This is a genomic window from Streptomyces sp. DG2A-72 (assembly GCF_030499575.1).
Taxonomy (GTDB): Bacteria; Actinomycetota; Actinomycetes; order Streptomycetales; family Streptomycetaceae; genus Streptomyces.
The window spans coordinates 4369851-4395949 of record NZ_JASTLC010000001.1 but is presented as its reverse complement, the minus strand read 5'-3'; the positions used below and the strand labels follow the sequence as shown (position 1 = coordinate 4395949).

The window sequence follows — 26099 nt, the reverse complement described above, 5'->3', positions numbered from 1 at the left end:
GGGCTCCTAATATGACGGCCCGTCAGATCGGGAGGGAAGAGCCATGGACGCCAGCTTCACCACCGAGCAGGACGAGATCCGCCGCACCCTGCGCGAACTGCTCCACAAGCGGTGCGGACCGGAGGAGCTGCGCGCCGCCGTCGATCAGCCGGCCGGCCACGATCCCGCACTCTGGACAGCCCTCGCCGAGCAACTCGGCCTGCCCGGGCTCGCCCTTCCCGAGACCTACGGCGGTGTCGGCTGCTCGGTCACCGAACTCGCCCTCGCGGCAGAGGAGACGGGCCGGGCCCTCGCCCCCTCACCGCTGCTCGCGACCACCGTCCTCGGTGCGCCCCTGCTGCTCGCCCTCGGCACCGACGCCCAGCGCGCCGAACTGCTGCCCCGCCTCGCCGCCGGCTCGCTCACCACGGCCCTCGGCGTGCCCGGCGCCGCGCTCGCCACCGCGCTCGGGCTGACCGGCGAAAGCGGCGGCGGCAACGGCGGCGACTGGGCCGGAGGGGGACGCGCGGGCGGCGTCCAGGCGCGGCGCACGGAAGACGGGGGCTGGCGGCTGTACGGGCAGGTCGACCAGGTCCTCGACGGGCACAGCGCGCAGCTGCTGATCGTCGCCGCCCACGCCGGAGGCTTCGCCCGCTCGCGCACGCTGCTCTTCCTCGTAGCCGGGGATGCGGCACGGCTCGTCCGCACCCGGCTGACCGCACTCGACGCGACCCGTCCGCAGGCCCGCCTCCAACTGCGGGACGTCGACGCCGAGTTGCTGGGGAACGAGGGCGGCGATGTCCTGGGGGCCCTCACCCGCGTCGGCGACCACACCGCCGCCGTGCTCGCCTGCGAGGCCGTCGGGGCCGCCGACCGGGTGCTGGAGCGGACCGTGGAGTACGTGGGGCAGCGGGAGCAGTTCGGGCGGCCGATCGGGTCGTTCCAGGCGGTGAAGCACCGGCTGGCCGATGTGTACGTCCAGCTCCAGGCCGCCCGCTCGGCCGCGTACTACGCCGCGTGGCGCTCCGCTGGAAGCGCGGTGATGCTGTATCGACATGCGGCTCCGCCGCGGGCGCGGGCCGGTGGGGGCTGGTCGCGCCCCGCGGCGGAGCCGCATATGTACACAGCCCCGCGCCCCTTGCGGGGCGCGGTACCGCACGGGACTTCACTGAGCCCGCTCAGGGTGGGCGGGCTCGCTCTCGCGCAGGCGCTGGAGGCCTTGCGGGGTGCGGCGGCCGAGGGGATCCAGCTGCACGGCGGCATCGGTTTCACCTGGGAGCACGAGGCTCACCTGTACTTCAAGCGCGCTGCGGGCGACGAACTGCTCTTCGGGCCCGTGCACCGGCTGCGGGCGCATGCCGCCGACGTGGCGCGGCTCTTCGCGGGCGGGGAGGTGACGGTCTGATGGGCGTCAAGGATGTCGGGGTGCGGTTCGTGCAGAAGGTGTCGTCCACGCCGGGCTTCGCCAAGGCCGCCCCGCGTGTCGTCCCCGCGCTGGACCGCGCCGTCCACCGGCTCACCCGAGGCAAGGTGCTGCTGAGCGCCCAGATGCTGCCGGGGGTGATCCTGACCTCGACGGGGGCGAAGAGCGGGCTCGCCCGCCGTACGCCGCTCGCCTGTATGCCGGAGGACGACGGGCGCAGCTGGATCCTCGTCGGCTCCAACTTCGGGCGCCGCGGCCATCCCGCCTGGACCCACAACCTCCTCGCCCGTCCCGACGCCGAGGTCAGCTGGAAAGGACGGGACATTCCGGTCCGGGCCCGGCTGCTGGAGGGGGAGGAGCGGGCGGCGGCCTGGAAGGCGGCGCTGGAGTTCTGGCCGCCGTATGCGGCGTATCAGGCGCGGGTGGAGCGGGAGATCCGGGTGTTCAGGATCGTACGGCGATGATTCGTACGGCGATGGTTCGTACGTCGATGATCCCTAGAGCGTCCCCAGCCGCTGCACCAGCAGGAACGCGCCGATTCCCAGCATCGCCGCACCCGACGTGCGGGTGACCGCGCGGGCGGCGGCCGGGCGGGCGCCGAGGACCGCGCGCGCCAGGAGGCCCACCGTCAGATAGACGGCCGCACAGCAGGCCATGTGCAGGACGCCGAGCGTGGCCGTCTGCACCGGCACGGGCAGATGCCCGGCCCCCGTCACCAGGAACTGCGGCAGCACCGACAGATACAGCAGCAGCCCCTTGGGGTTCAGCCCGCTGATCGTGGCGCCGCGCAGAAAGACGCGGCCGCGACTCGTCTCCACCGCCTGATCCGACCCCGGCACCCCCGGATTCCGCAGCACTCCCCACCCCAGCCACACCAGGTACGCCGCTCCCGCCACCGTCAGTGCGGCCAGCAGGCCCGGCGACCCGGCCACCAGCACCGCAAGACCGGCTGTCGCCAGGGCGGTGTGCAGGGCGTAGCCGGCGACGAGGCCCGCCACCGCCGGCAGGGGGGTACGGCCGCGCAGGCCCGCCGAGATCACATACGCCCAGTCGGCGCCCGGTACGCACACCAGCAGCAGGTCGACGGCGAGGAAAGAAATCAGCGTTCCGGAGTCCATGGTGGGGACATTAGGCGGGAATGGCCCGAAAGTGTTCCCTAAGTTTGCCCATGATCGCGGAATGTGAGGGAAGATCTGCCTCATGGATGACGTCGACCGGAAGATTCTTGCCGAGCTGCAGCAGGACGGGCGGCTGACCGTGACCGAGCTGGCCGGGCGGGTGCGGCTGAGTGTCTCGCCGTGCCACCGGCGGCTGCGGGAGCTGGAGCGGGCCGGGGCGATCCAGGGGTACCGGGCCGTCGTCGATCCGGCGGCGGTGGGGCTGACCTTCGAGGCGCTGGTCTTTGTGTCGATGCGGCAGGAGGACCGGGACACGGTCGCCGAGTTCGAGCGGGCGCTGAGCGAGGTGGAGCACGTACTGGAGGCGCAGCGGCTGTTCGGTGAGCCCGACTATCTGCTGCGCGTCGCCACCGCCGACCTTGCGGCCTTCCAGCGGCTGTACGACGAGCGGCTGGCGACGCTGCCGGGGGTGCAGCGGCTGACGTCCACGCTGGTGATGAAGCATGTCGTCAAGGGCCGGCCACTCCCTGCGTAAGCGCTCCGCTGAAGGGCGGTTTTTGTCTGCGGGCCGGTGGGGGCTTGTCGCGCCCACGCGGCGGAGCCGCATATCGACACAGCCCCGCGCCCCTTTTGGGGCGCGTTGCTGCCGGACGCGACAGGCGGCGGCCCACCGAGTGAGCCGCCGCCTGTCAGACAGGACTTGGGACCTGAGAAGAAAGGAAGCGAGCGTTACTTCGTCGGCTTCTTCCCCGTCACGCCCAGGTGGACCAACAGCGCCAGGTTCGGCTTGAGTTCAGCCTGTTTGACGCCCCACGTCTGGAAGCCCTTCTGGTGCGAGGCGACGGCCGCGAGCATCGCGACCAGTGAACCGGCGACCGCGGCCGGGTTCACGTCCTTGTCGACCCTGCCCTTGGACTGGAGTTCGGCGACCGCGTCCACCAGGGAGTTGTTCACCGAGTTGAGGATCTTCATGCGGATCTTGTAGAACCGTTTGTCTCCCTCGGCGGCACCGAGGTCGACGACGCGCAGGATCGCGTCGTTCTTGCGCCAGAACTCCAGGAAACCGTCCACGAGTTCCTGCGCGGTCTGCCAGCCGGCCTTGCCGACCCATGACCGGCCTTCGAGCAGCTCGGTCAACTGGCCGCCCTCGGTGGCCATTTGCTCGGCGATCTCCAGGACGGCGCCTTCGACGTCCGGGAAGTACTGATAGAAGGTCGCGGGCGAAGTGCCCGCTTTCCGGGCGACATCGATGACTTTGACGTCCCGGTACGGGGAGGAGCTGAGCATCTCGCTGAGGCAGTCGAGCAGCTTCTGCCGGGTCGCCTGCCCACGCCGGCCGGCCACGCGGCCGTCGACGGTACGCACTTGTCCTGTCATGCCGTCAGCTTACCGAGGGGTGATCGGAGCGCGATTCGGCCGACTGCAAATGGGGTGCACGGGGGTGGAGCGGGTGGTGTGCCTGGTCTGCGCGGTGCGGCCGGGCCCGTTACGTTGACGGCATGGCCGAAAACAGGGCATCCGCGGGCGAAGAGGCATACGGCGAGGGCGTCGCGTGCTGGGTGGAGGCCCAGCTGCCGGACGTGGCAGCGGGCAAGCGGTTCTACGGCGAACTTTTCGGGTGGACCTTCGAAGACCAGCCGGCGGCGTACGGCGGCTCCGTCTGGGCCCTTCGCGACGGCGCCCCCGTCGCCGCGCTCGCGCGCAAGGCGGACGGCCGTATGCCCACCGTGTGGACGGTGTACTTCGCGACGCCGGACGCGGAGGCGCTGGCCGTGCGGGTCCAGATGGCCGGCGGCCAGATCGTCACCGCGCCCCTGCCGGTCGGCGACCTGGGCAGGGCCGCGCTGGTCGCCGACCCGGAGGGCGCCGTCTTCGGCCTCTGGCAGGCGGGCTCGCACCGGGGTTTCGGCAGGCGGCACGAGCCCGGCACCTTCGCCTGGACCGAGCTGTACACGCGGGACACGGAGGGAGCGGACAACTTCTACGGCGGTCTGTTCACCGACGCCCTGTTCGGGCCGGACGCCGAGCCCGACTTCGGCCGCGCGCCCGTCTCCGACGTCTTCCCGCCCGAGATGCCGCCCCACCTCCTCGTCCATTTCGGTGCCGACGACTGCGACGCCGTACTCGAAACGGTGCGGCGGCTCGGCGGACGCGTACAGGCACCCCCATTCGACGCGTCATACGGCAGGGTGGCCGTTGTCACGGACAATCAAGGGGCTTCCTTCGCGCTGCTGCAACGCTGATCCCTCGCTGAGATGCAGCGTCCAGCATGCGAAAGGGGCCTTTGCGCGGAGCGGGACCTGTGTTTCTGTCCCAGGGCACTGTGTTTTTGTCCCAAGACACCCCGATCCGCCCCCGGGTTCGCAACCAGTGCCCGGGACAGGAAGAATCAGGGTGCGTGCCGCCAAGGCGGTGCGGTGGTGAGACGCTGCACGGGGTCGCGTACATATGTGGAATGACGCGGCTCGTACGGGGAGGTGGCAGGCAAGTGGTGGATCAGCTGACGCAGCACGATCCGCGGCGGATCGGGCCGTTCGAGGTGCTGGGACGGCTGGGTGCCGGCGGCATGGGGCTGGTCTATCTCGCGCGCTCGGCTTCGGGCCGGCGCGTGGCGATCAAGACGGTCCGGACGGAGCTGGCAGAGGACCAGCTCTTCCGGGTCCGCTTCACGCGTGAGGTCGAGGCGGCACGGGCGGTCTCCGGTTTCTATACGGCGGCCGTGGTCGACGCCGATCCGCGGGCGGCCGTGCCCTGGCTGGCCACCGCGTATGTGCCCGCGCCCTCGCTCGAGGAAATAGTGAACGAGTGCGGGCCCCTCCCGGCCCAGGCGGTCCGCTGGCTCGCGGCAGGTGTGGCGGAGGCGCTGCAGTCCATCCACGGCGCCGGTCTGGTCCACCGTGACCTCAAGCCGTCGAACGTCCTCGTGGTCGAGGACGGCCCTCGCGTCATCGACTTCGGCATCGCCTCCGGCGTCTCCAACACACGTCTGACGATGACCAACGTCGCCGTGGGGACGCCCGCCTACATGTCGCCGGAGCAGGCCAAGGACTCGCGGAGCGTGACCGGCGCGAGCGACGTGTTCTCGCTGGGCTCGATGCTCGTCTTCGCCGCCACCGGCCACGCCCCCTTCCATGGCGCCAACCCGGTCGAGACCGTCTTCATGCTGCTGCGCGAGGGCCCGGACCTGGAGGGCCTCCCGGAGGAACTGCGCCCCCTCATCGAGTCCTGTATGCAGATGGAGGCCACCGCCCGCCCCAACCCGGCCGACCTCCAGGCCCAGCTGGCCCCCCACCTCTTCGGCTCCGGCTCCGACGACAGCGGTACGGCGTCGGCCTGGCTGCCCGAGCGGGCGGTGAGCCTGATCGAGGCGCGCCGCAACGGACGCCCGCCGAGCAAGTCCACGCCGGGTTCCGGCCGCAGCGGCGGTCGTGCCGCCGTGCCGCATCCGCCCCCGCCCTCGCACGACCCGGTCGTCCCGGCGCCTGTGCCCGCCCCCGTCGGCGCCCCCGACACCGGCCCCGTACGGCTGGCCGGCGGCGCGGTGCCGATCGGACCCGGCCCGCGCGTCGCCGACGCCCGCGCCGCCGCCGTGAAGGCACCTCCTCCAGAGGCCGGCCTGGTCGCCTCCTGGTCCCGTCCCCGCCCCGGCGTCAACGGCACAGAGCCTGCCGTAGGCCCTGCCGTACCCGCACCGCCGCCCGCACCCCCCGAGACCGCGGCCGGCTGGCGCCCCTGGCGCTTCCGTATGTCGAACGACGTCTGGGGCACCCCCTCCGTCTCCGACGACCTCGTCTACGTCACCTCCTTCGAGGTACACGCCCTCGACGTGGCCACCGGCCGCCGCCGCTTCAAGACGAGAGACGTCGCGTGGTCGATGGCGGTCGCGGACGGCCGTATCCACGCCTCCGACGGGCCCACCCTGTATGCCCTCGACGCCCGGGAGGGCGCGGACCTGTGGCGCCTGTCCACCGACGCCTGGGTGTACGCGCTCAAGGCCGACCGCGGAACCGTCATCACCGGGACGCGCGGCGGCGGCGTCCAGGCATGGGAGGCCTCGAACGGGCAGAAACTGTGGGAGATCACCGGCGCCCAGACCGACTTCGAGTCGCCTGAGGCCGGGCCCGCGCTGTACGACGGCACGGTGTTCGTCTGGCAGGACGCCCGGCTGCGTGCCCTGGACGCCCGCACCGGCGACGAGCGCTGGTCGTACCCGATCGGCGACGCGGCCTCCTGCGGCGGCGTTCCGGTACGGGTGGCGCAGGCCCACGACGGATTCGTGTACGTCTCCGCCGGGACGCGCGTCCTCGCCGTCGACGTGACCTCCGGCCATGTCCGCTGGCACTTCGAGGCCCCGGCGGCCTTCCTCTGCCCGCCGACCTTCGTCCCCGGCCCGGCCGTCACCGGCGGCGGGGTCTACCTCGCCGACTACCTCGGCACGGTGTACGCCCTCGACGCCACGGACGGCCGCGACCGCTGGCGCATCGCGACGGAGTCCCGCGCGTCCGTCGAGCCGGTGCTGGTGGCCGCGGGGCATGTCCATGTGGGCAGCGGCAAGGGGCTCTACACCCTTGACGCGGTCACTGGTACGCCGAAGTGGCGGTTCCAGGCGGGCGGAGACATCGTCGGTTCCCCGTCCGTGGCGGAGGGCCGGATCCATTTCGGGTCCACGGACCACCTGCTGTACACGCTCAAGGCCGATGACGGGCGGTTGAGGTGGAAGCTGGCGACGGGTGGGGAGATCACTGGGTCGCCGGTGGTGCGGGACGGCGTTGTGTACGCGTGCAGTAAGGATCGGTGCGTGTACGCGCTGGACGCGGAGAAGGGGACGGGGACGGCTCGTACTGCGTAGCGGTTCGTTGCCGGCCGCGGGTTCGCTGTGGCTGGTCGCGCCCACGCGGCGGAGCCGCACATTGATACAGCCCCGCGCCCCTGTCGGGGCGACGGCCGTCGTACGGGCGCACGGAAGGGTCGTTCCGGACGGCGGCCGTCATGGCAGACGCTACGCCCGGTGGGCGGGCACCGCCATGCGGCGTCGGCTCAGCGCAGCCGGAACGTCCCGCCCCGCCGCCCGGCGAACAGCTCCGCCTGCCGCTCACCCGGCAGGTTGCCGAGGGCCACCAGGTGCGGGGCCTGTGCGAAGCCTCGCCCGACCTCTCCTTCCCGCGCCGACCACAGCGCCCGTACCGTCCCCTGAACCGCCTCCGTCGGATACCCGGCGATCACCGTCGCGCACTCGGTCGCCGCCGCCAACGCCCCGCCGGGCTCTGTGAGTTCGGAGACGAGCCCGATGTCGTAGGCACGCTGGGCCGAGATCCGTTCCGCCGTCCCCATCAACGCCATCCGCGCGGCCTCGCCGTACGGCATCCGCTGGGCCATCAGCACCGACTCGTACGCGCTGACCATCCCGTAGGTGGTGTGCGGGTCGAAGAAGGTGGCGGTCGGGTCGGCGATCAGGAAGTCGGACTCGCCGAGGAGGTAGAAGGCGCCGCCGCAGGCCATGCCCCGCACAGCGGCGATCACCGGTTTCCACAGGTCGTTCGCCTTCGGCCCGACGCGCCGGAGCGGATCGTCCGTCATGTACGGCGACTTCGGCTGCGGCACGACGGAGTCCCGGTCGATCCCCGTACAGAACGCCCGCTCCCCGGCCCCGGTGAGGACGACGGCCCGTACGGAGTCGTCGAACCGCAACTCCCGCCAGACATCGTGCAGTTGGGCCGTCATAGTCAGGTCGATCGCGTTGAGACGGTCCGGGCGGTTGAGGGTGACGACCGCGACGCCGGTGTCCTTGTCGGTCGTGAGGTCGAGGCTCATGGGCGCTCCAGGATCCACTGCGGAAGGCCGGTGTCGGTGAACACGACCTGCACCCTGGCGCCGATGCGGATCCGGGCGGGGGAGAGGGAGTCGAGCGGCGCCCCGGCCTCAGTGACCAGGTTCCCCACGAGGCGTATCCGGGGTGCGTCGGCGAGTTCGACGACGATGACGTTGTACGGCGCCTGCGCCGCGTAGTCGGGCAGCAGGGGCGGGTGGGGGACGACGTACGACCAGATGCGCCCGTCTCCGCCGACCTGCCGCCATTCGCTCGCGAAGGACTGGCAGCAGGGGCAGCAGGGGCGGGGCGGGAAGCGGAGTTCGCCGCAGTCGGCGCAGGCCTGGATGCGCAGTTCCCCCTGTGCGGCGTAGCGCCAGAAGGGGGCGCCGTCGGTGTCGGTGACCGGGGTGAGCATCGGCTCAACTCCTCATGTCCGTAGGAGCAATGCGGACGTCGGAACCCCTTCGCCCGCCGTGACCAGGCAGGTGGCGGCCCCCGGCACCTGGGCGGTACTCGTCCCGCGCAACTGCTTCACGCCCTCGTTGATGAGGTTGAAGCCGTGCACGTACGCCTCGGAGAGCCCGCCGCCCCCGGTGTTCAGCGGCAGCCGCCCGCCGATCTCCAGCGCACCGCCCTCGGTGAACGCCCCGCCCTCGCCGCGCCCGCAGAAGCCGTACCCCTCCAGGGAGAGCGGGATGAGGGGCGTGAACGCGTCGTAGATCTGGGCGACGTCGACGTCCTGGGGCGTGAAGTCGGCGTGTTTCCACAGGTGCCGGGCGGCGGTCCAGGCAGGGCCGGTGAGCGGGTCGTCGTTCCAGTAGTTGACCATGCCGTGGTGCTGGGCGGGCAGGCCCTGCGCGGCGGAGTGGACGTAGGCGGGGGTGTGCCGGCAGTCGCGGGCGCGCTCCCTGCTGACGATCACGCACGCCAACGCCCCATCCGTTTCAAGGCAGTTGTCGAAGAGGCAGAGGGGCTCGCTGATCCAGCGGGACGTCATGTACATCTCGCGGGTGAGGGGGCGGTCGTACATGATCGCGGCGGGGTTCTGGTTGGCCCGGTTGCGGCAGGCGAGGGCGACGTTGAAGAGGTGGTCGCGGGTCGCGCCGTACTCGTGCATGTAGCGGCGGGTGAGCATGGCTATCTCGTCGGCGGGCCGCAGCAGGCCGAAGGGGCGGGTCCACTGGGCGGGGGTCGGCAGTTGTACGGCGGTGTTGGTCCAGGGGCGGGTGCCGGACCCGCGCTTGCGTGACCGCCAGGCCACGCCCACGGTCGCCTGCCCGGTCGCGATGGCGGCGGCGAGATGGGCGACGGTGGCACAGGAACCGCCGCCGCCGTATCCGACCTTGCTGAAGTAGGTGAGGTCGCCGAGCCCGACGGCCTTCGCCAGCTCCACCTCGTCCGTCTCCTCCATCGTGTACGAGGCGAGGGCGTCGACCTCGCCGGGCGCGACACCGGCGTCGTCGAGAGCGGCGAGAACGGCACGGCAGGCGAGGGTCCGCTCGTCGTCGGGGAGGTGCTTGGCGAAGGGGGTCTGTCCGATGCCGACGATGGCGGTGGCGTCCTTGAGTCCGGCCATGTGCACACCTCCACGCTGCTGAAGGGCTGCTGACAGGGCGTCAGGCTACAGCTAATCTGACGGACAGTCAGCTATTGGTTTTGCTTCGGTTCGGTTCGGGAGGCTGTTGTGCGCGGTGACTTGGAGTGGGGCAGCATTCCGGGACTCGTCCGGTCCGCCGCCGAGCGGTACGCGGACGACGAGGCGGTGCTGGAGGGCCGCACCCGGATCTCGTACGCCGAACTGGGCGCCCGCGTCGAACGGTCGGCGGCGGCCTGCATGGCGAACGGGATCGAGCCCGGCGACCGGGTCGCGATCTGGGCCCCGAACTCCCTCGACTGGATCGTGGCGGCGCTCGGCGCGGTGTCGGCCGGGGCGGTGCTGGTCCCCGTCAACACCCGCTTCAAGGGCGTGGAGGCGGCGGATGTGCTGCGCAGGAGCGGGGCGCGGCTGCTGTTCGTGACGGGGACGTTCCTGGGGACGTCGTATGTGGCGTCACTGCGGCGGGCGGTCGCGGAGGGGCCGGGGCTGCCGGAGCTGGAGCAGGTGGTCGTGCTGTCGGACGACGCCCCCGCCGACTTCCGCACCTGGAAGGACTTCCTGGCCGGCGGCGAGGGAGCGGAGCCGTCCGAAGTGCGAGCACGGTCGGCGGCGGTGGACGGTTCCTGGCCGTCGGACATCGTCTTCACGTCCGGTACGACGGGCCGGCCCAAGGGCGCGGTGATCACGCATGCGCAGACGCTGCGGGCGTACGAAGTCTGGAGCGATCTCGCGGGGTTGAGGCGCGGCGACCGCTACCTCATCGTGAACCCCTTCTTCCACACCTTCGGTTACAAGGCGGGCGTGATCGCGTGCCTGATGCGCGGCGCGACGATGATCCCGCAGCCGGTGTTCAACGTCGACACGGCCCTGGCGAACATAGCGGCGGAACGAGTGTCCGTACTGCCGGGGCCACCAACCCTGCACCAGTCGCTGCTGGACCACCCCGCGAGGGACGCGCACGACCTGTCCGCGCTGCGTCTGGTCGTGACGGGCGCCGCGGTGGTGCCGTTGCGCCTGGTGGAGCGGCTGCGGGGCGAGTTGGGCGTGGAGACGGTGCTCACGGCGTACGGCCTGTCGGAGGCGAGCGGCATCGTGACGATGTGCCGGCGGGGAGACCCGCTGCCGGTGATCGCGTCGACCTCGGGCCGGGCGATCCCGGGCACGGAGGTGCGCGTCGAGGCACCGGTCGGCGAGCCCGGCGAGGTCCTGGTCCGCGGCTTCAACGTGATGCGCGGCTACTACGAGGACGAGGCGGCCACGGCGGAGGTGCTGGGGTCGGACGGGTGGCTGCGGACGGGCGATGTGGGCGTGCTGGACGACGAGGGCAACCTGCGCATCACGGACCGCATCAAGGACATGTTCATCGTCGGCGGCTTCAACGCGTACCCGGCGGAGATAGAGCAACTCCTCGGCCTGCATCCCGATGTGGCGGACGTCGCGGTGATCGGCGTACCGGACGCGCGACTCGGAGAGGTCGGAAAGGCGTACGTGGTGCGGCGGCCGGGGGCGGTGGTCACCGGCGACGACCTGATCGCGTGGGCGCGACGGGAGATGGCGAACTACAAGGTGCCGCGGGTGGTGGAGTTCGTGGGGGAGCTGCCGAGGAATGCGAGCGGGAAGGTGGTGAAGGGGGAGCTGCGGTCGGGGTGACAGGGCGATCAGAGTGATCAGGTTTTCAGGGTGATCAGGGTTTTCAGGGTGAGGGGAGCGGTTCTTGATGCTGCTGGGGCTGTCGTGGCAGTGAGGACTGCGGCTGCGCACCGTGACGGCGCCGGTTGGCGGAGGTGCCGGCCGTGGTGCTGCTCGCCCGGTCCGGCGTCTCGGCCATGACGACGGCGAGGACGACCCAGAACAGGATGTCGATCCGGTCCAGGTTGGCCGGGTGATCCATCATGCTGATCAGGAAGAACCCGGTCAGCGAGGCCAGCCCGACGGTGCCGAGGACCGACTTCGCACGGGCGATACGGGCCGCGTGCAGCCAGGCGACGACGGTCACGGCGAGCATCGCCAGCAGACCGAGGGCGCCCGTCTCGACGAGCCAGTTCAGCCACATGTTGTGCGCGTGCACGAAGACACGGTCGCCGGGGGCGGTCGCGGAGATGACGGCGCCGGAGCGGCCGAGGCCGACGCCGAGGGGGTTCTCCTTGGCGAGCGTGAGCGCGGCATCCCAGGCCTGGCCGCGGACGCCGAGGGAGTTCCCGGCCTGTGACACGGCCCAGATCGCGGCAGCGGCGGCGGCGAGCCCCAGTGCCCCGAGCGTGGCGACGATCCGGCGCTGCGCGCGGTCGGCGAGCCGGGGGGCGAGCCAGTAGGCACCGGCGAGGACGAGCAGGCCGGCGGTGCCGGCGACGTAGCCCGCGCGGGAGAAGGTGGTCAGCAGCGCCGCGTATCCGACCACACCGACGAGGACCACGGCGGTACGGGCGGTGCGCTCGTCGACACAGACGGCGGCGAGCAGCACGAACGGCACGAGCAGGACGAGGAAGGCGGAGAGCAGGTTGGGGTTGGCGAAGGTGCCGATCGCCCGGATCAGGACGTCGCCGCTGGTGTCGTCGCACGAGATGTCCGTGAGCAGCCCGGTACGGCAGAAGCCGGTCGGTGTGTCATTCGTGAACTGCGAGAAGGCGGCGGTCGCGGCGGCCCCCACGCCGACCAGCGCCAGCAGCCCGATCGCCCGCCACGACTCCGGCTGTGTGCGGCGCACTCCGACGACGAGGTAGTAGCAGGCGAGCACCGTGATCAGGCCGCGGAGCGGGGCGGTGGGGTGCCCGCCGTGGAAGGTGGACGCGGTCGCGGCCAGCACCAGCACGCCGATCGGGATGTCGAGCCGGGTACGGAAGTCCCGTATTCGGGCCCGCGCCGGACCGGGCAGCAGCAGGGCGACGAACCCGACGACGACAAGCAGTCGCAGCGGTGTCACGATCCCGACGAGCGGATCGTCGGGGAAGAAGTCCGTCGCCGCGTCGACCAGGATGGTGGCCACCACACCGAGCGGCACGAACTGCACGAACTTCTGAAAGGCCCCCGGCAGCCCCTGGCCTGGCGTTGCCGTCGTCCGGTCGTATGCCATGACACCCGAGCGTGGCGGTGGGGGGAGTACGGGGGGTGTCGATGGGGCGAACGGGGTGGAGCGGGTGTGGGGATGGTGGTTGGAGTGCTCGCTTCTTCCCTGGGCCGCGCTTTTGGCATGGAGTGTCACCCTTGAGGGTGACCAGTCGGTGATTCCGCTCCGCAGGTTAATGCTTGCATTAATTTCGCCTGTATGGCTCAATGGGAAGTGATTCTGGTCGCGGAGGTAGCGGCGTGGTTCGAGAAGTTGGTGGCAACCGAAACCGACAGCGCAGATCAGGTAGAGGATGCCGTTGACGCGCTGGCCGTCTTCGGCCCCGCGCTCGGACGACCGCTTGTCGACCGGATCCATGGCGCAGAGCAGCATCATCTGAAGGAACTGAGGCCCGGCTCGTCCGGAAAGAGTGAGATCCGGATCCTGTTCGCCTTCGACCCGGTACGACGGGCCGTTCTACTGGTCGCGGGTGACAAGGCCGGGAACTGGAGCGGCTGGTACGACACCAGCATCCCGATCGCAGACAAGCGCTACCGCGACCACATCGCCGAGTTGGACACGAGGGAGTACGAATGAGCACCGTCAGCTGGGAGGAAGTCAAGCGTCGGGCCGATGAGCAGCGGAGGGCAGCCGGGCTGCCGGTGCGGACCGCTGAGGAGAAGCGGGCCGACATGGACCGCCTGTTCGCCGAGATCCGCGCCTACAAACTGGCGGAACTCCGTCGCGAGCAGGACCTCACCCAGCGTGAGATCGCGGACTCGATGGGCGTCTCCACTCCCCGGATCTCAGCGATCGAGCATGGCGAGATCGACCGCACCGAGGTAGCCACCTTGCGCTCCTACGTACGGGCACTGGGCGGAGAACTCCGGGTGGTCGCGGACTTCGGGGACACGCAGTACACGGTCGCCTGAGCGGCGGTGCCGGTCGCGGCGGCGTTGAGTCAACCGGCGCGGTGGAGTGACCGTCGGGGCCGCCCGCTTCTTGGCCAGTGTCGTGCTTCCGCGAGCCGAGTAAAGGGCGCTCCCTTCGGTCGCGTCGGCTGCGCCGATGGCCCTCTGGGCCACCCTTGACTCGGCTCGCTCCAGCACGGGTGAGAAGCGAGCGAGCGGCCCGGAAGGACGGGTGGCCCAGGTGGGGGCGGCTTGCGTGGGTGGAGTGGCTGGCCGGGGTTGGCGGGCGCGGTCGCGTCTCGCCTGCACGCCGGGTGGGCTCAGCGGCGTGCGGCCGGTGGGTGGGGCGCGTCGGCGGGGTGGCGGCACGCCGGGCCGGCTTGGCGGCTGACGGTGAGTGGGTGGCGCGGGGCGCCTCAGCCGAGTGGTGGCACGCCGGGTGGGCTCAGCGACTGACCGTGGGGTGGGTGCAGCGAGTCGCTTGGTTGGCGGCACCTCACATGTCACAGCCACCTCACCAGTCAGGCCCCAGCAGGCAATTGGAAGAAGTGGGCCACAACCGAGCCCACCCAAGCCGACCGGTACAGGGCAATCCCGTTCCCGGATGGCCCAAATTCTCCAATTGCAGCTCCCGGACCCACTCCCCGGCTCCGGGCAACCCCCAGCCCCCTCAACCTGCCGCCCTCCGCCCTCCGCCCGGACCACCGGCCTCCCCCCGGCCGCCCACTCACCGCAAGTCGCCAACCGACCCGGCGTGCGAACGAGACCCAACCGCGCCCCGCCCACCGGCCGCAAGTCGCTGAACCCCATCCGGCGTGCCGCCACCCGGCTGACGCGCCCCGCCCACCCGCCGCAAGCCGCTTAGCCCGCCCGGCGTGCCCCCACCCCGCCGACGCGCACCCCACCCCCCCACGCACCGCAAGCCGCCAAACCCACTCGGCGTGCTGGCGAGGCGCGATTGCGCCCGCTCACCCCGGTCCGCATCCCAGCCCATCTCGCCGCAAACAGGCGTCGGCCACCCATCCCTCCGGGCCGCTTGCTCGCTTCTCACCCGTGCTGGAGTGAGCCGAGTCAAGGGTGGAGCGAAGCGGAATCGGCGTAGCCGACGCGTAGCGCAGCGGAGCGCCCTTTACTCGGGTCGCGGAAGCACGACACTGGCCAAGAAGCGGGCGGCCCCTACGGCCACTTGAAACGGACCGGGAGGTCAGGCAGCCCCGACAGGCCTCCGCAGGGCGCCCCCGATCTCCTGCACTATCTGTGCGGGGCGGTGAAAGACGTCCTCGGCGCTGTAGCGCAGCAAGCTGCGTACCTCCGGGCACTGGAGGATGCGGTTGAAGCGGGCCATGTCGCGGCGGTGGGAGTCGCGGGTGCCGTGGTAGGCGTAGCCCTCGATCTCGACGGCCAGTCCTTCGCGGCGGAAGAAGAAGTCGAGGAAGACCTGGCGCCCGTCCGGGGTCAGGAGTTCGGCCTGGCTCTCGGGGTACAGGCCGGCGTCGTACATGCGCAGGCGGGTGATGGTCTCCGCGGGTGATCCGGAACGCGGGTCGGCCAGATCGAGCCAGCCGCGAGCCCTGGCTGCGCCCTGGAGCGGCGTGTCCAGCGTGGCGGTGAGCGTCGTGAGCGAGGTGAGGGGAGCCCTCCGTACCCGGCCGACCCTACGCCGGGAAAGCGCCGACTCCACGGCGACGAGGGCCTCGTCCCGCGGCCCCGAGCGCAGCAGGTCGGCGAGGGTGCGGTTGACGGTCGTGAAGCGCAGGCCGTTCCGCTCCGCCACCTCATCGCCCGTGAGGGGGATGCGGTGAACGCGTACGCCCTTGTCTCTCCGGCGATGAATGAGTTCGGTGTCGGTGAACTCCAAGGGAGCCGGAGAGGGATGGGTGAGCGTCTCGATCCGCCAGAGGACGGCCGCGGAGCAGTGACTGACGACGAGCTGCGGCCTGAGGAGCTGCACCGCCCGGAGCTGTGTGACGAGGTTCCGGGCCGCGCCCGGCTCCGCCCAGGCGCCGGTCTGCAACCGGACCCACCCTTCGCCCCGGAGATGCCGCGTGAGACTCCGCCGAGGCCAACCGGCCTCAAGCGCACGGGAGGTGAGCAGCACACCGCCCTCGGCCAGCTCCCGCAGTTCCCTCCGTTTCACACCCCCAAGATCGCAGGGTGCCCGGCATTTCGGGGGCCCTGTGGATAACCGCTGGATGACCGCGTGCGTCCGCCCGCACCGCCATGGACTGATCGGAATCATGTCCCGTGCGCACATCGGCCGCGGCGGCTCCCCTCCGCGCCGCCGCGGCCGATCCCCGTGTGGAGTTGGGTCTGTTCAGGCCTTTTCGCCCGTGGCGTGGTTGTCGAGCGGCCTCACGGTGCCGCCCGTCGCGTGGTTGTCGAGCGGCCTCACGGTGCCGCCCGTGGCGTGGTTGTCGAGCGTGGTGATCTCTTCGTCGGTCGCGTGGTTGTCCTGCGTCGTGACATCCGTGGCGTGGTTGTCGAGCGGCTTGACCACGGTGTCCTTCTTGGCATCGCTCATGGACTGGCAACTCCCGTTCTTTGATGGGCGATGCCCGTCCGGCAACTCCCCCGCGGGCCGCCGGACGGGCATGTCAGGGTCGTACACCCTAGCGGTGGTGATCACCGCTGACCCGTCTGCCCCCCGACGCGACGGATCGACAACGCACAGACTGCCGTGGCGCGATAAACGAACGATGAACGCTCTGCCGGAGCTCAGGCGGCCGCCGCCGGGGTGAGCAGGAGCCGCACCTCGGCGGCCTCCGGCGAGTCCAGCGAGTCGAAGATGGAGAGGGCCTCTTGCCAGCAGGCCCGCGCCCGGCCGGTCTGGTTCAGGTCGCTCAGCGCGCGGCCAAGAACGGTCAGTATGTTGCCCCGTCGCCATTCACCACCGATGCCGCGCAGGACGGCTTGTGCCTGCTCCGCACGAGCCGCGGCCTCGGCGGGCTTGCGCGCCGCGAGATGCGCTTCCGCCATTCGGAAGAGCGTCATCCCCTCCCAGAGCCGCTGCCTGCTGTCGCGAAACACCTCCAAGGCCTCGGTGAGCCGATCGACCGCCGCGCTCAGTCCGCCCTGGCCGGTCAGGGCCATCCCCAAGGCGTAGCGGCCGTTGGCGCCGCGCAGCGTGTGGCCCAGGCGGTCGTATATGGCGATGCCTTGCTGCGCGAGTTCCACCGCGCTGCCGACCCGGCCCAGGGCAAGGTGGATACGCGAGAGGTTGCAGAGTGCGCTGGCCTCTCCGGCGAGGTTCTCGTCCTGGCGGAAGCTGTCGATGGCCTGCCGGAGATACGCCTCGCCATCGGCGTAACGGTTCTGATAGAGCGCGATGATGCCGCGGTCGTTGGCTGCCCAGCACCTGGGTGCCAGGTCGTCCACGATGTGGGCCAGCTCCATGGCACGTCGTGCCTCTTCGTCCGCCTCACTGAAGCGTCCGGCCACGAGATGGACATTGGTGAGCGTCGTGAGCGCCCGGCTCAGAGCCTGTGGATCGCCGGCCCGATCGGCGGCACCTCGCAGCGTGACGGCGACAGTCTCGTACTGCTTGGAGTTGGCGCCCGACTCGGCGAGATCCTTCGCCGCCCACAACAGATCCACCGCCCGCCGAAGCACGGCCGTCCCGGTGCACTGCTGGGTGAACGCGAGCAAGGCATGCGCTTCGGAGTACAACCAGTCCTGCGCCTCGTGCCGGCCCTCGAAGCGCAGTCCCGGGTAGTTCGTGGCCTCAAGGTGATCCACCAGCCGATCCCCAGGCCGCTCCATCGCATAAACCCCCGCCGCGGTGGCCAGGTAGAAGTCCAGCAACCGGGACATCGCCGCGTCCCGCTCGCTCGGTGGCCACTCGTCCCGTTCCGCGCAAGCACGCGCGTAGAGTCGTACGAGGTCGTGGTACCGGTACCGGCCGGGCGCCGCCGATTCCAGCAGCGAGGTGTCGACAAGGGCCTCCAGGAGGTCCTCGGTGTCTTCCACGGGGAGGTCCAGTACCGCCGCAGCCGCCGCCAGCGAGATGTCGGGGCCGTCGGCCAGGCCCAGGAGCCGGAACGCCCGTGCCTGGGGCGGTTCCAGTGCCCCGTAGCCCAGCTCGAAGGTCGCCTTCACCGCCAGGTCGCCGGCCTGGAGCTCGTCGAGGCGGCGGCGTTCGTCCCCGAGCTTCGCCGCCAGTACCGAGACCGTCCAGGTGCGCCGGGCCGCCAGTCGCGACGCCGCGATTCTGATCGCCAGTGGCAGGAAGCCGCATGCCGCCACCACGTCCAGCGCGGCCTCCCGCTCGGACGCGACGCGTTCCTCGCCCACGATCTTCGTGAAGAGCAGCAACGCCTCGTCGGGGGACATCACGTCCAGGTCGACCAGGTGGGCGCCCGCCAGGTCCACCATCCGTACCCGGGATGTCACGAGGGCCGCGCAGCCCTCCGTCCCGGGCAGCAGGGGACGTACCTGTGCCGCGTCCCGTGCGTTGTCCAGCAGGACCAGCACGCGCCGGCCGTCCAGGACGGACCGGTACAGCGCCGAGCGTTCCTCCAGGGAGTCCGGGATCGCCGAGTCCGCGGAGCCCAACGCGCGGAGGAATGAGCCCAGTACCGTCTCCGGCTCCGCCGCCCGGGTGCCAGCGCCCTGGAGGTCCACGTACAGCTGGCCGTCCGGGAAGGCCGCCCGTGCCTGGTGGGCCACGTGCACCGCGAGGGTCGTCTTGCCGACGCCGCCGATTCCGGACAGGGCCGAGACCGCCATCACGCGGCCCTCCGCCGAGGCCAGGACCTCGCTCAGCTCGGAGACGAAGGAGGCCCTTCCGGTGAAGTCGGGGACGGTTGCGGGGAGTTGGGCCGGACGCACCGGCACGGCCGGGGGTTCGGCCACCGGTGCCGACGGTTCCGCCAGGCCGGGGTCCGCCTGAAGGATGCGCTGCTGGAGTTCGCGCAGGCCCGGGCGCGGGTCCACGCCCAGTTCGTCGGCGAGCAGGCGGCGCGTGTCGGCGTACACGGCGAGGGCCTCCGCCTGGCGGCCCGAGCGGTACAGGGCCAGCATCAGCAGCTCACGCAGACGCTCCCGCAGGGGATGCGCCGCCGTCAGGGCGGTCAGTTCCGAAACGGTCTCCGCGTGGCAGCCCTGTTCCAGGTCCATGTCCAGGCGGGATTCCAGGAGTTGAAGGCGCCATTCCTCCAACCTCACCCGCTGCGCCTCCGCGTACGGGCCCGGCACGCCCGCCAGCACCTCTCCGTCCCACAGCGACAGCGCCCGGCCCAGCACCTCCCGCGCATGGCACAGGTCCCCGGCGTTGCGTGCCTTCTCCGCCTCGGTCGCCAGGTCCTGGGCCGTCGTGAGGTCCAGGGAGCCGTCGGGCAGGCCCCGGATCGCGTAGCCGCCGGACTCGCTGACCAGGACGCCGGGGGTCAGCACCTTGCGCAGGCGGGAGGCGTAGGTGCGCAGCGCCGCCAGGGCCTGGGACGGGGGTTCCTCGCCCCAGAGGGCGTCGATCAGTTCCGCGGCGGTTGCGGTGCGGCCCTCGCGGAGCAGGAGGGCGGCGAGCAGGGCGCGTTGCTGGGGGGAACCGGTGGTCAGCGGCTCCTCGCCGCGCCAGGCGCGCACCGGTCCGAGCACGCTGAAGCGCAGCGCCGCCTGCTCCTCGGAGGAGCCTGGACTCCGCTGCTGAGGCACCCGCGGTACTCCGTCCATGCAGTCCCCCTAGACAATGCGACAACTAGGTCAGTTTGCCTTGTTCATGCCGGGCGCGTCAGCTGTGGGGGCCACGATCACAGATGGGCGCGCGGGATACTACAAAGCCCACACACCCTCTCCGCACACTTCCGCACAGACCCGACCGCCATCGACCCGCCACCGCATAGCTGACGGGTCGTCAGATCGGCGCTACCGTGAGCGTCATGGAGACCACACCGGCATTTCCGAAGATCATCTCCGTCGACGACCACACCGTGGAGCCCGCGGACGTGTGGCGGAACCGGCTTCCGAAGAAGTACCTGGACATCGGACCGCGCATAGTCCGCGCACCACTGAAGGAGATGTCCTTCCTCGGCGGCCGCTTCAAGCCCGTCATGGGCACCCCCGGCAGCGACGACGGACCGATCGGCGACTGGTGGATCTACGAGGATCTGCATCGGCCTCTCACCCGCCTGGACACGGCGGTCGGCTACAGCAGGGACGAGATCAAGCTCGAAGTCATCACGTACGAGCAGATGCGCGTCGGCTCGTACGACGTCCCCGCCCGCCTCGCCGACATGGACGTCAACCACGTCCAGTCCGCCCTCTGCTTCCCCACCTTCCCCCGCTTCTGCGGGCAGACCTTCACGGAGGCGAGCGACCACGAACTCGGCCTCCTCTGCATCCAGGCCTACAACGACTGGATGGTGGAGGAGTGGTGCGGGCCCGAGGCCCAGGGCCGGCTCATACCGCTCATCCTCATTCCCCTCTGGGACGCCGAGCTGGCGGCGGCGGAAGTACGGCGCAACGCCGCGCGTGGCGTCCGTGCCGTCGCCTTCTCCGAGATACCCCCGCACCTCGGCCTGCCCTCCGTCCACACCGACGACTGGGACCCCTTCCTCGCCGCCTGCGCCGAGACCGGCACCGTCGTCGCCATGCACATCGGCTCCAGCAGCCGTATGCCCTCCACCTCCGCCGACGCCCCGCCCGCCGTCGGCTCCACCATCACCTTCGCCAACTGCTGCTTCTCGATGGTGGACTGGCTGATGAGCGGCAAGTTCGAGCGTTTCCCGGGGCTGAAGGTCATGTACGCGGAAGGGCAGATCGGCTGGATCCCGTACATCCTCGAACGCGCCGACATCGTCTGGGAGGAGAACCGGGGGTGGGGCGGGGTCGCGGACAAGGTGCACCGGCCGCCGTCCGAGCTGTTCGCCGAGCATGTCTACGGCTGCTTCTTCGACGACGCCTTCGGGCTGCGCAACCTCGACGCCATCGGGGTCGGCAATGTGCTCTACGAGACCGACTACCCCCACTCCGACTCCACCTGGCCCGAGTCGCGCAAGGTCGGCGAGACGCAGATGGGGCACCTGGAGGCGGACGTCGTCGAGCGGATCGTACGGCGTAATGCGATCGAGCTGCTGGGGCTCACGGACGACGGGCTGTGGGCCGGCCCCTGAGCCGGTTCACGGGCGGGTCGGCGCCGGCGGCGACACCCTGGGCGTGCGACGTACGGAGAGCTGGTTGCCCTGGGTGGCCAGCATCCGGCGGACCACGGGTTCCGGCATGCGGACCACCACCGGACGGGCCAGGGTGGTCTCCCGTACGGCCGTACTCGTGCGGCCGTTGCGGACCCGGTTGGTCACCTGAGCCACCACCCTGACGTCCAGCGTGAACTGGACCAGGACGGACTTCGTCTTCGGCTTGTGCACCGGCATCGAGCCGGAGGAGTTCGCCGTGGCGTCGGTCGCGCCGCCGGAGCCGCCCGTGTTGCCCATCAGCTGGTTGAGGCGGAACTGGTCGGCGTTGAGCACGCCCGCGCCGAACATCGGGCGGGCCGCCCTGCTGTGGTCGGTGGAGCTCTGGCCGTCCGCCTGGGTGGGGCGGGGCGCGTCCAGATCGCTCTGGCCGATCGTCTCGAAGGACATCTTGTCGCCGACGCCGAGCACCAGGCCGTTGCGCAGCCGTGCGTGCAGCGAGGCGTTCAGATTCTGGCCCTCGGCGCCGGAGGCGTGCACCGGCGGCAGGTCGACGCCGGCGGAGGTGAGCAGCGGCAGCGCGGAGATCATCCACTCCGTGGAGACCGCCTCGTTCAGGGCGTACGCGGCGGCCTGCCCCTTGTCGCGGAACCGGTCGCCGCCGCCCGCCTGCCGGACCGCCGCCGTCACCAACTGCCGGACCTGCGGGGCCCCTTGGAAGCCGTTGACCTGCGCCTCCAGCGGCAACCGCACACCGCCCGCACGCCAGACGTCCAGGCCGACCGAGCCGTCGTCGCGCGAGCTGCCCCGGGCGACGAGCGCCACGTCCTGAGCCGGAAGCTCCACATGGGAGAGGGCTTCGAGGTCCGCGTTCAGGACGCGATGGGTCAGCGCCAGATTGTCCAGCAGGGCCAGCCCCACCCGGGAGTTGCCCCGGTACAGTTCCAGGCTCGCCCGGACCGGCACCCGCATCTTCGACGACGGCGCCGCACCCGCCTCCGCGACCGTCTTCATGCCGAGCTGGCCCCGGCTCACGGCACCGCTGCGCCGCGAGGTGCCGGACGCGAGACCGAGGCCCCCCGCACCGCCGGTGCTCTTCAACTGCCCGGCCCCGGCCTCCGGTTTGCCCGCTCCCGCGACGATGCCCTCGACGCCGGTCACCACGCCCTCGTCGCGGGAGTCGGCCTGCTGGGCGACGGCCGAGGTGATGTACTCCATGTCCCGCTTGTCGCCCGCCTCGCCCAGGAACGTGCCGTCGCCGACCCGGTCGACCTTGAACACGGCCCAGTACGGCGTCTTGCGGCCGTCGAACAGCTCGACGGTGACCCCGCCGTCCATCGCACTGGACAGCAGCCCCGCGGAGCCGTCGCGGTCCAGGACGCGCAGCAGCCGCTGCACGTTGTCGTTGCGGTCGTCAAGCTGCCGGCGCGGCAGCAGGTCGTCGGCGAGATCCTGCCGCCGGTTCGCGACGAGACGCGCCCGCAGCCGGCCCAGCAGCGGTACGAAGTCCGGAAGATCCTCGATCATGCCGAACCCCAGCGGCAGTTCGCGGCGCAACGAGGGGCCGGTGCCGGCGGGCGGCGCGGACGAGGAGGCACCTGCTGTTGTGCCCGCCGCGACCCGGTCGGCGCCCATCAGGGAACTCTCCGCCCGGCTCTCTTCCCGCGCGGCGGGGGACGCCGGGGCCGGGGCGGGGGCGTCCAGCCCCAGCTCCCGCCGGATCTCCGCCGGCAGCTGCGCCTCCGTCAGCCACACGCCCGCCGCGGCGGGCAGCGTCTGGGCGCCCTTCGCCACGTAGGGGCCGCCGCCGGTGACCTTGACCTCCGCGATCATGTCGACCAGCACATCGCACTGGACCAGGTAGAGCGGGGCCTTCTTCGGGGTGTGGGCGTTGCGCTCGACCGTGCCGGACACGGCCTGGGACCGGGCGTCGCCCTCGCTCGACGTACGGGTCCCCGTCAGGCCCTGACCGGCCCGCCAGAAGCTGCCCTGCTCCGAGCCCATGACGCCGAACTGCCAGGTGCTGGTGGTGCCCTCGCCGACCTGCCCCGCGGACTGGTGGCCGCCGAGCACGAAGGTCTCGGTGCCAGGGCCCGCGCCCTTGTGCACGAACCTCGGGTTGGCCAGCGCGAGCCGGGTGCCGACCGCGCCCTTGAGGGCAGCGAGGCGGCGCGGATAGCGGAGGTTCTTCACGACCCAGCCGGAGGACGCGGCCTGCCGCAGCGCCGCCTGGACCGCCCGTTCACCGAACCGCTCCTCGATCGCCTGCCGTGGCGCAAGTCCCTCCGTCGCCAGCGCCGGGTCCTCGCGCATGGTCTTGTTGCGGGCGGCGGCCTTGGACAGCAGCGCGAAGGCGAGCTCCCGGACGGGGGCCGCCTCGACGGTCTCCACCAGTTGCCAGTCCCGCACCAGGGACCCGGTGGCCGGCTGCGGCACGAGCGTGGCCAGGTCGCCGATGCCCTCGGCGGCGACGTCGGCGGTGGCGGGCGCCGGTTCCCCGCGGCCCCCGACCACCGCGTCCAGCCGGTCCTTCCCCTCCTGGTCCACCGTGAACTCCGTCGGCGTGGTCAGCCGTACGTTCTGGCTGCCCATGTTCATGTACGTCACCGTCTCGGCCTCCGGCACGTCCCGGCCCGGCCTGCCGGGGGTGAGGCCGCGGGCGAGCTTGCGGGGCCGGGAGGTCATCGTGGCCTCCACGTCGAGCTGCAGGGCGGCCCGGAAGACGCCGGCCGTGTCGGAACCGTTGGCCACGACGTCCGTACGGCCGGTCGTGCCGGCCTGGTTGCGGTGGGCGCCGGTGCTGTGCCGCTCGTAGCGGGCCGAGCCGGTCAGGACGCCGGGGACGATCCGGGCCTGGCCGAGCACCAGACCGCCGATCGACCGCTGGCTGCTGCGCCCGCTCTGGGCGTTGCCGGTGACGCCCGCGTGGCTGCGCACCGACCAGTCCTTGATGTCGCCCTCGTAGGCGGTGTCGCTCAGCCTGCCCATGACGAGGAGCTGCACGTCGTGGGAGTGCATGGTCGTCTTGCGGCGCAGCCGCACCCGGATGCCGGTGGACAGCAACTGGTCCTTGTTCACCCGGAGGTTGGTCTCCGACAGCGCGGTCATCAGCTCGCGGTAGTAGTGCCGCCGGCCCTCGTCCTCCTCGTTGCTGACGTGGCCGGCCGGCGCGGCGGTGCCGAAGGCGGGGAGGTAACCGGCCAGCCGGGGATCGGTGGCGAACATCTCGCGCACCGCCCGCACCATGGGCCCGGTGTCGACCCGGCTCAGCGCGACGCCGGCTCCCTTCCCGTCGTAGGGAAGATGGCGCTCGACCTCCTGCTCCTCGCCGTTCTCGTCGACCCGCTTCGGCTTCTTGACGAAGTCCTCGGCGGTCATGCCGGGCGGCAGCGGCAGCCCGAAGGACGCCGCCTCGTCGGCCCGCAGACTGATCCACACGTTCATCGAGTGCCGGGCGACCCGGGTCTCGGGGTGCAGGATCGCCTCGGCCGACCGCGGGCCCGTCCCCTCCACGGTGAAGACCACCGTCCCGACGTAGAGCGCCTTCTCGCCCCGGATCTCCGCGCCCTGCCGGCTGGCGACGCTCTGCTCGGTCGTGGTGAAGCGCGCCTTGCGGGCGGCGGCGACCGGCATCGCGGTGCCTCGTACGATCGCCGCGCCCGCGACCGCACCGACGCCGATCGCCGGGCCCACACCGCCCGCGACGGACCGCCCCTTGCCCGCGCTCTCCGTGACCGACGTCTGGCTCTGCTGGTGGGTGCGCAGCTGGGTCTCGCCGGTGCCCCAGGCCGGGGAGAGGCCGGTGATCGCGGCACGCAGGTGGTAACTGCCCGCCGTCTTGTCGTCCTTGGAGTGCAGATCCTCGCCGACCACGCCGTCCCGCAGCAGCCGCGGCATGTCCTCCAGGACGGTCGCCGTGGAGGTCGCCTGGTACAGCCGGCTCCGGCCCGGCGCACCGGGTGCGGTGAGCGAGGGGTGCAGTACGGAGGCGACGGCGTCGAAGAGCCCGCCGCCACCCTCGTGCGGGGCGGCGGTGTCGGCCACCGCGACCGGGGCCAGCGAGTCGGCGAGCGAGACGTTCCGGGCGGCGTCCGCGCTCACGGGCCGCGGCGGGGCGGGTGCCGCGATGCCGACGGGGACCAGATGCTCGGTCGGCACGCGCTGGCTGAGCGCGCCGGAGTCCTGGTACGTCTGTGCGTCCTCGGTGCTGCCGTGCAGCTTGGCCCGTACCTCGAAACGCACCCTGCGCCGCACCTCGACCGTGCCGTCCTTGCTCCGCAGCACGCGCGGCTCGGCCACGTTCCGCTGGTGGCGGGACTCCCGGGAGGACTGCCAGGGCTGCGCGTTGACCATGCCGGCACCGCCCAGCCACAGACCGGGCACGACGGGCGCGAGCCCGAAGGCGAGGCCTCCGGCGCCGTGGCTGGAGTTCCCGCCGCCCTGGGAGCTGACGGTGGCGGCCGTGTTGTGGTGGACGTCGAGCTTGGTGTCCTTGCCCACCGGGTCCGCCAGCCGCGCCCTCGGCACACCGTCGGTCTCCGGCGCGGCGTCGGCCAGGTCGTTCTGCAGGAAGACGGGCGGCCTGTCGTCGGGGGCCCGGGAGATGGCGACGGTGATGTTCCACCACTCCTTGCCCGTACGGCCCTCGACGGCGAAGGCACGGCCCTGCCCGAAGAAGCTCTCCGGCCGTCCGGTCAGTTCGCCCGCGATGTCGGCGACCGTCCCGTCCGCGTGCCCGACGACCGCGGACACCGCGTGCCGCACGAACTCGTGCCCCGTCAGTCCGTACGTCGAGGAGAGACCGCCCGCCTGGAGGTTCATCAGGTACGACGGCAGCTCGAACTCTTCTTCCGGGACAACCGGCAATGCCGGCCGGGCACTCCCGTTGCGCGCGCGTTGCACCGCCCGCGAGGTGGCCGCGTTGCCCGCGGACCGCTGGAGTCCGAGCAGGGCGGGGGGAGCGGCGCCGGAGACGGGTGGCCTGGCGTTGCGGGGCGCCTGGGACGACTGCTGGGAGTCGCCGGTTCTGCCGCTCCCCGGCTGCTGCTGAGTCCGCACAGCCTCAACGTAGCCAGCGCGGGGACGGTTCGAGATC

The 26099-nt window shown here is 71.5% G+C and carries 19 protein-coding genes; 9 read left to right on the top strand and 10 right to left on the bottom strand.

All coding sequences use genetic code 11. From position 1 onward, the window contains the following. Window positions 1-43 precede the first annotated feature (43 nt). Both QQY66_RS20695 and QQY66_RS20690 read left to right on the top strand, forming a co-directional pair. Window positions 44-1384: an acyl-CoA dehydrogenase family protein gene (locus QQY66_RS20695; RefSeq protein WP_301981829.1), complete on the top strand. Its 1341-nt coding sequence runs from the start codon at window positions 44-46 to the stop codon at window positions 1382-1384. Beyond that, window positions 1384-1866 (top strand): nitroreductase family deazaflavin-dependent oxidoreductase, encoded by a 483-nt coding sequence (locus QQY66_RS20690; protein ID WP_301981828.1) that lies wholly within the window; start codon window positions 1384-1386, stop codon window positions 1864-1866. Before QQY66_RS20695 ends, QQY66_RS20690 begins: the two co-directional genes overlap by 1 nt. Before the next feature lie 33 nt (window positions 1867-1899). Here the strand turns inward: QQY66_RS20690 and QQY66_RS20685 are convergent, their stop codons facing one another. Then, window positions 1900-2520 carry a LysE family translocator gene (locus QQY66_RS20685; protein ID WP_301981827.1) on the bottom strand — a complete coding sequence of 207 codons (621 nt, stop codon included), beginning with the start codon at window positions 2518-2520 and terminating at the stop codon, window positions 1900-1902. Window positions 2521-2602: 82 nt separating this feature from the next. On the opposite strand from QQY66_RS20685, the gene QQY66_RS20680 reads away from it, so the two are divergent. Beyond that, a complete protein-coding gene (locus QQY66_RS20680) occupies window positions 2603-3055 on the top strand; it encodes an Lrp/AsnC family transcriptional regulator (RefSeq protein WP_301981825.1) in 453 nt (150 codons plus the stop codon). 194 nt (window positions 3056-3249) lie between these two features. Here the strand turns inward: QQY66_RS20680 and QQY66_RS20675 are convergent, their stop codons facing one another. After that, entirely contained in the window at window positions 3250-3885 is a 636-nt protein-coding gene (locus QQY66_RS20675; RefSeq protein ID WP_301987432.1) for a TetR family transcriptional regulator, read from the bottom strand. 134 nt (window positions 3886-4019) lie between these two features. Between QQY66_RS20675 and QQY66_RS20670 the strand changes: the two genes are divergently transcribed. Both QQY66_RS20670 and QQY66_RS20665 read left to right on the top strand, forming a co-directional pair. After that, entirely contained in the window at window positions 4020-4763 is a 744-nt protein-coding gene (locus QQY66_RS20670) for a VOC family protein (RefSeq protein ID WP_301981824.1), read from the top strand. A gap of 245 nt (window positions 4764-5008) precedes the next feature. Continuing rightward, window positions 5009-7369: a serine/threonine-protein kinase gene (locus tag QQY66_RS20665; RefSeq protein ID WP_301981823.1), complete on the top strand. Its 2361-nt coding sequence runs from the start codon at window positions 5009-5011 to the stop codon at window positions 7367-7369. Window positions 7370-7557: 188 nt separating this feature from the next. Here QQY66_RS20665 and QQY66_RS20660 read toward each other — a convergent pair whose 3' ends face one another. The 3 genes from QQY66_RS20660 to QQY66_RS20650 are packed head-to-tail and all read right to left on the bottom strand — an operon-like array spanning window position 7558 to window position 9905. Then, window positions 7558-8331: an enoyl-CoA hydratase/isomerase family protein gene (locus QQY66_RS20660; protein ID WP_301981822.1), complete on the bottom strand. Its 774-nt coding sequence runs from the start codon at window positions 8329-8331 to the stop codon at window positions 7558-7560. After that, window positions 8328-8744: a Zn-ribbon domain-containing OB-fold protein gene (locus QQY66_RS20655; protein ID WP_301981821.1), complete on the bottom strand. Its 417-nt coding sequence runs from the start codon at window positions 8742-8744 to the stop codon at window positions 8328-8330. The genes QQY66_RS20660 and QQY66_RS20655 overlap by 4 nt, the downstream gene beginning before the upstream one ends. Window positions 8745-8756: 12 nt before the next feature. After that, window positions 8757-9905 (bottom strand): lipid-transfer protein, encoded by a 1149-nt coding sequence (locus tag QQY66_RS20650; protein WP_301981820.1) that lies wholly within the window; start codon window positions 9903-9905, stop codon window positions 8757-8759. A 108-nt stretch (window positions 9906-10013) separates the two neighbouring features. Between QQY66_RS20650 and QQY66_RS20645 the strand changes: the two genes are divergently transcribed. Beyond that, the gene (locus QQY66_RS20645) at window positions 10014-11576 is read left to right on the top strand and encodes a FadD3 family acyl-CoA ligase (protein WP_301981818.1); all 1563 of its coding nucleotides are present in this window, start codon (window positions 10014-10016) and stop codon (window positions 11574-11576) included. A gap of 43 nt (window positions 11577-11619) precedes the next feature. Here the strand turns inward: QQY66_RS20645 and QQY66_RS20640 are convergent, their stop codons facing one another. After that, window positions 11620-12996 carry an O-antigen ligase gene (locus QQY66_RS20640; RefSeq protein WP_301981817.1) on the bottom strand — a complete coding sequence of 459 codons (1377 nt, stop codon included), beginning with the start codon at window positions 12994-12996 and terminating at the stop codon, window positions 11620-11622. A 192-nt stretch (window positions 12997-13188) separates the two neighbouring features. Here QQY66_RS20640 and QQY66_RS20635 point away from each other — a divergent pair, with 192 nt between their 5' ends. Then, the gene (locus QQY66_RS20635) at window positions 13189-13566 is read left to right on the top strand and encodes a type II toxin-antitoxin system RelE/ParE family toxin (RefSeq protein WP_301981816.1); all 378 of its coding nucleotides are present in this window, start codon (window positions 13189-13191) and stop codon (window positions 13564-13566) included. Then, window positions 13563-13901 carry an XRE family transcriptional regulator gene (locus QQY66_RS20630; protein WP_301981815.1) on the top strand — a complete coding sequence of 113 codons (339 nt, stop codon included), beginning with the start codon at window positions 13563-13565 and terminating at the stop codon, window positions 13899-13901. Before QQY66_RS20635 ends, QQY66_RS20630 begins: the two co-directional genes overlap by 4 nt. 1183 nt (window positions 13902-15084) lie before the next feature. Here the strand turns inward: QQY66_RS20630 and QQY66_RS20625 are convergent. The 3 genes from QQY66_RS20625 to QQY66_RS20615 form a co-directional block, all read right to left on the bottom strand. Then, window positions 15085-16017, bottom strand: a complete 933-nt coding sequence (locus QQY66_RS20625; RefSeq protein WP_301981814.1) for a hypothetical protein — start codon at window positions 16015-16017, stop codon at window positions 15085-15087. A 177-nt stretch (window positions 16018-16194) separates the two neighbouring features. Next, the gene (locus tag QQY66_RS20620) at window positions 16195-16401 is read right to left on the bottom strand and encodes a hypothetical protein (protein WP_301981813.1); all 207 of its coding nucleotides are present in this window, start codon (window positions 16399-16401) and stop codon (window positions 16195-16197) included. Between the two features lie 194 nt (window positions 16402-16595). Then, a complete protein-coding gene (locus QQY66_RS20615) occupies window positions 16596-19547 on the bottom strand; it encodes a BTAD domain-containing putative transcriptional regulator (protein ID WP_301981812.1) in 2952 nt (983 codons plus the stop codon). A 206-nt stretch (window positions 19548-19753) separates the two neighbouring features. Between QQY66_RS20615 and QQY66_RS20610 the strand changes: the two genes are divergently transcribed. Continuing rightward, on the top strand, window positions 19754-20986 hold the full coding sequence (locus tag QQY66_RS20610; protein WP_301981811.1) for an amidohydrolase family protein: 1233 nt from the start codon (window positions 19754-19756) through the stop codon (window positions 20984-20986). Window positions 20987-20992: 6 nt separating this feature from the next. On the opposite strand, the gene QQY66_RS20605 is transcribed toward QQY66_RS20610, so the two are convergent. Further along, complete coding sequence (locus QQY66_RS20605; protein ID WP_301981809.1) at window positions 20993-26062, bottom strand: hypothetical protein; 5070 nt, start codon at window positions 26060-26062, stop codon at window positions 20993-20995. Window positions 26063-26099 lie beyond the last annotated feature (37 nt).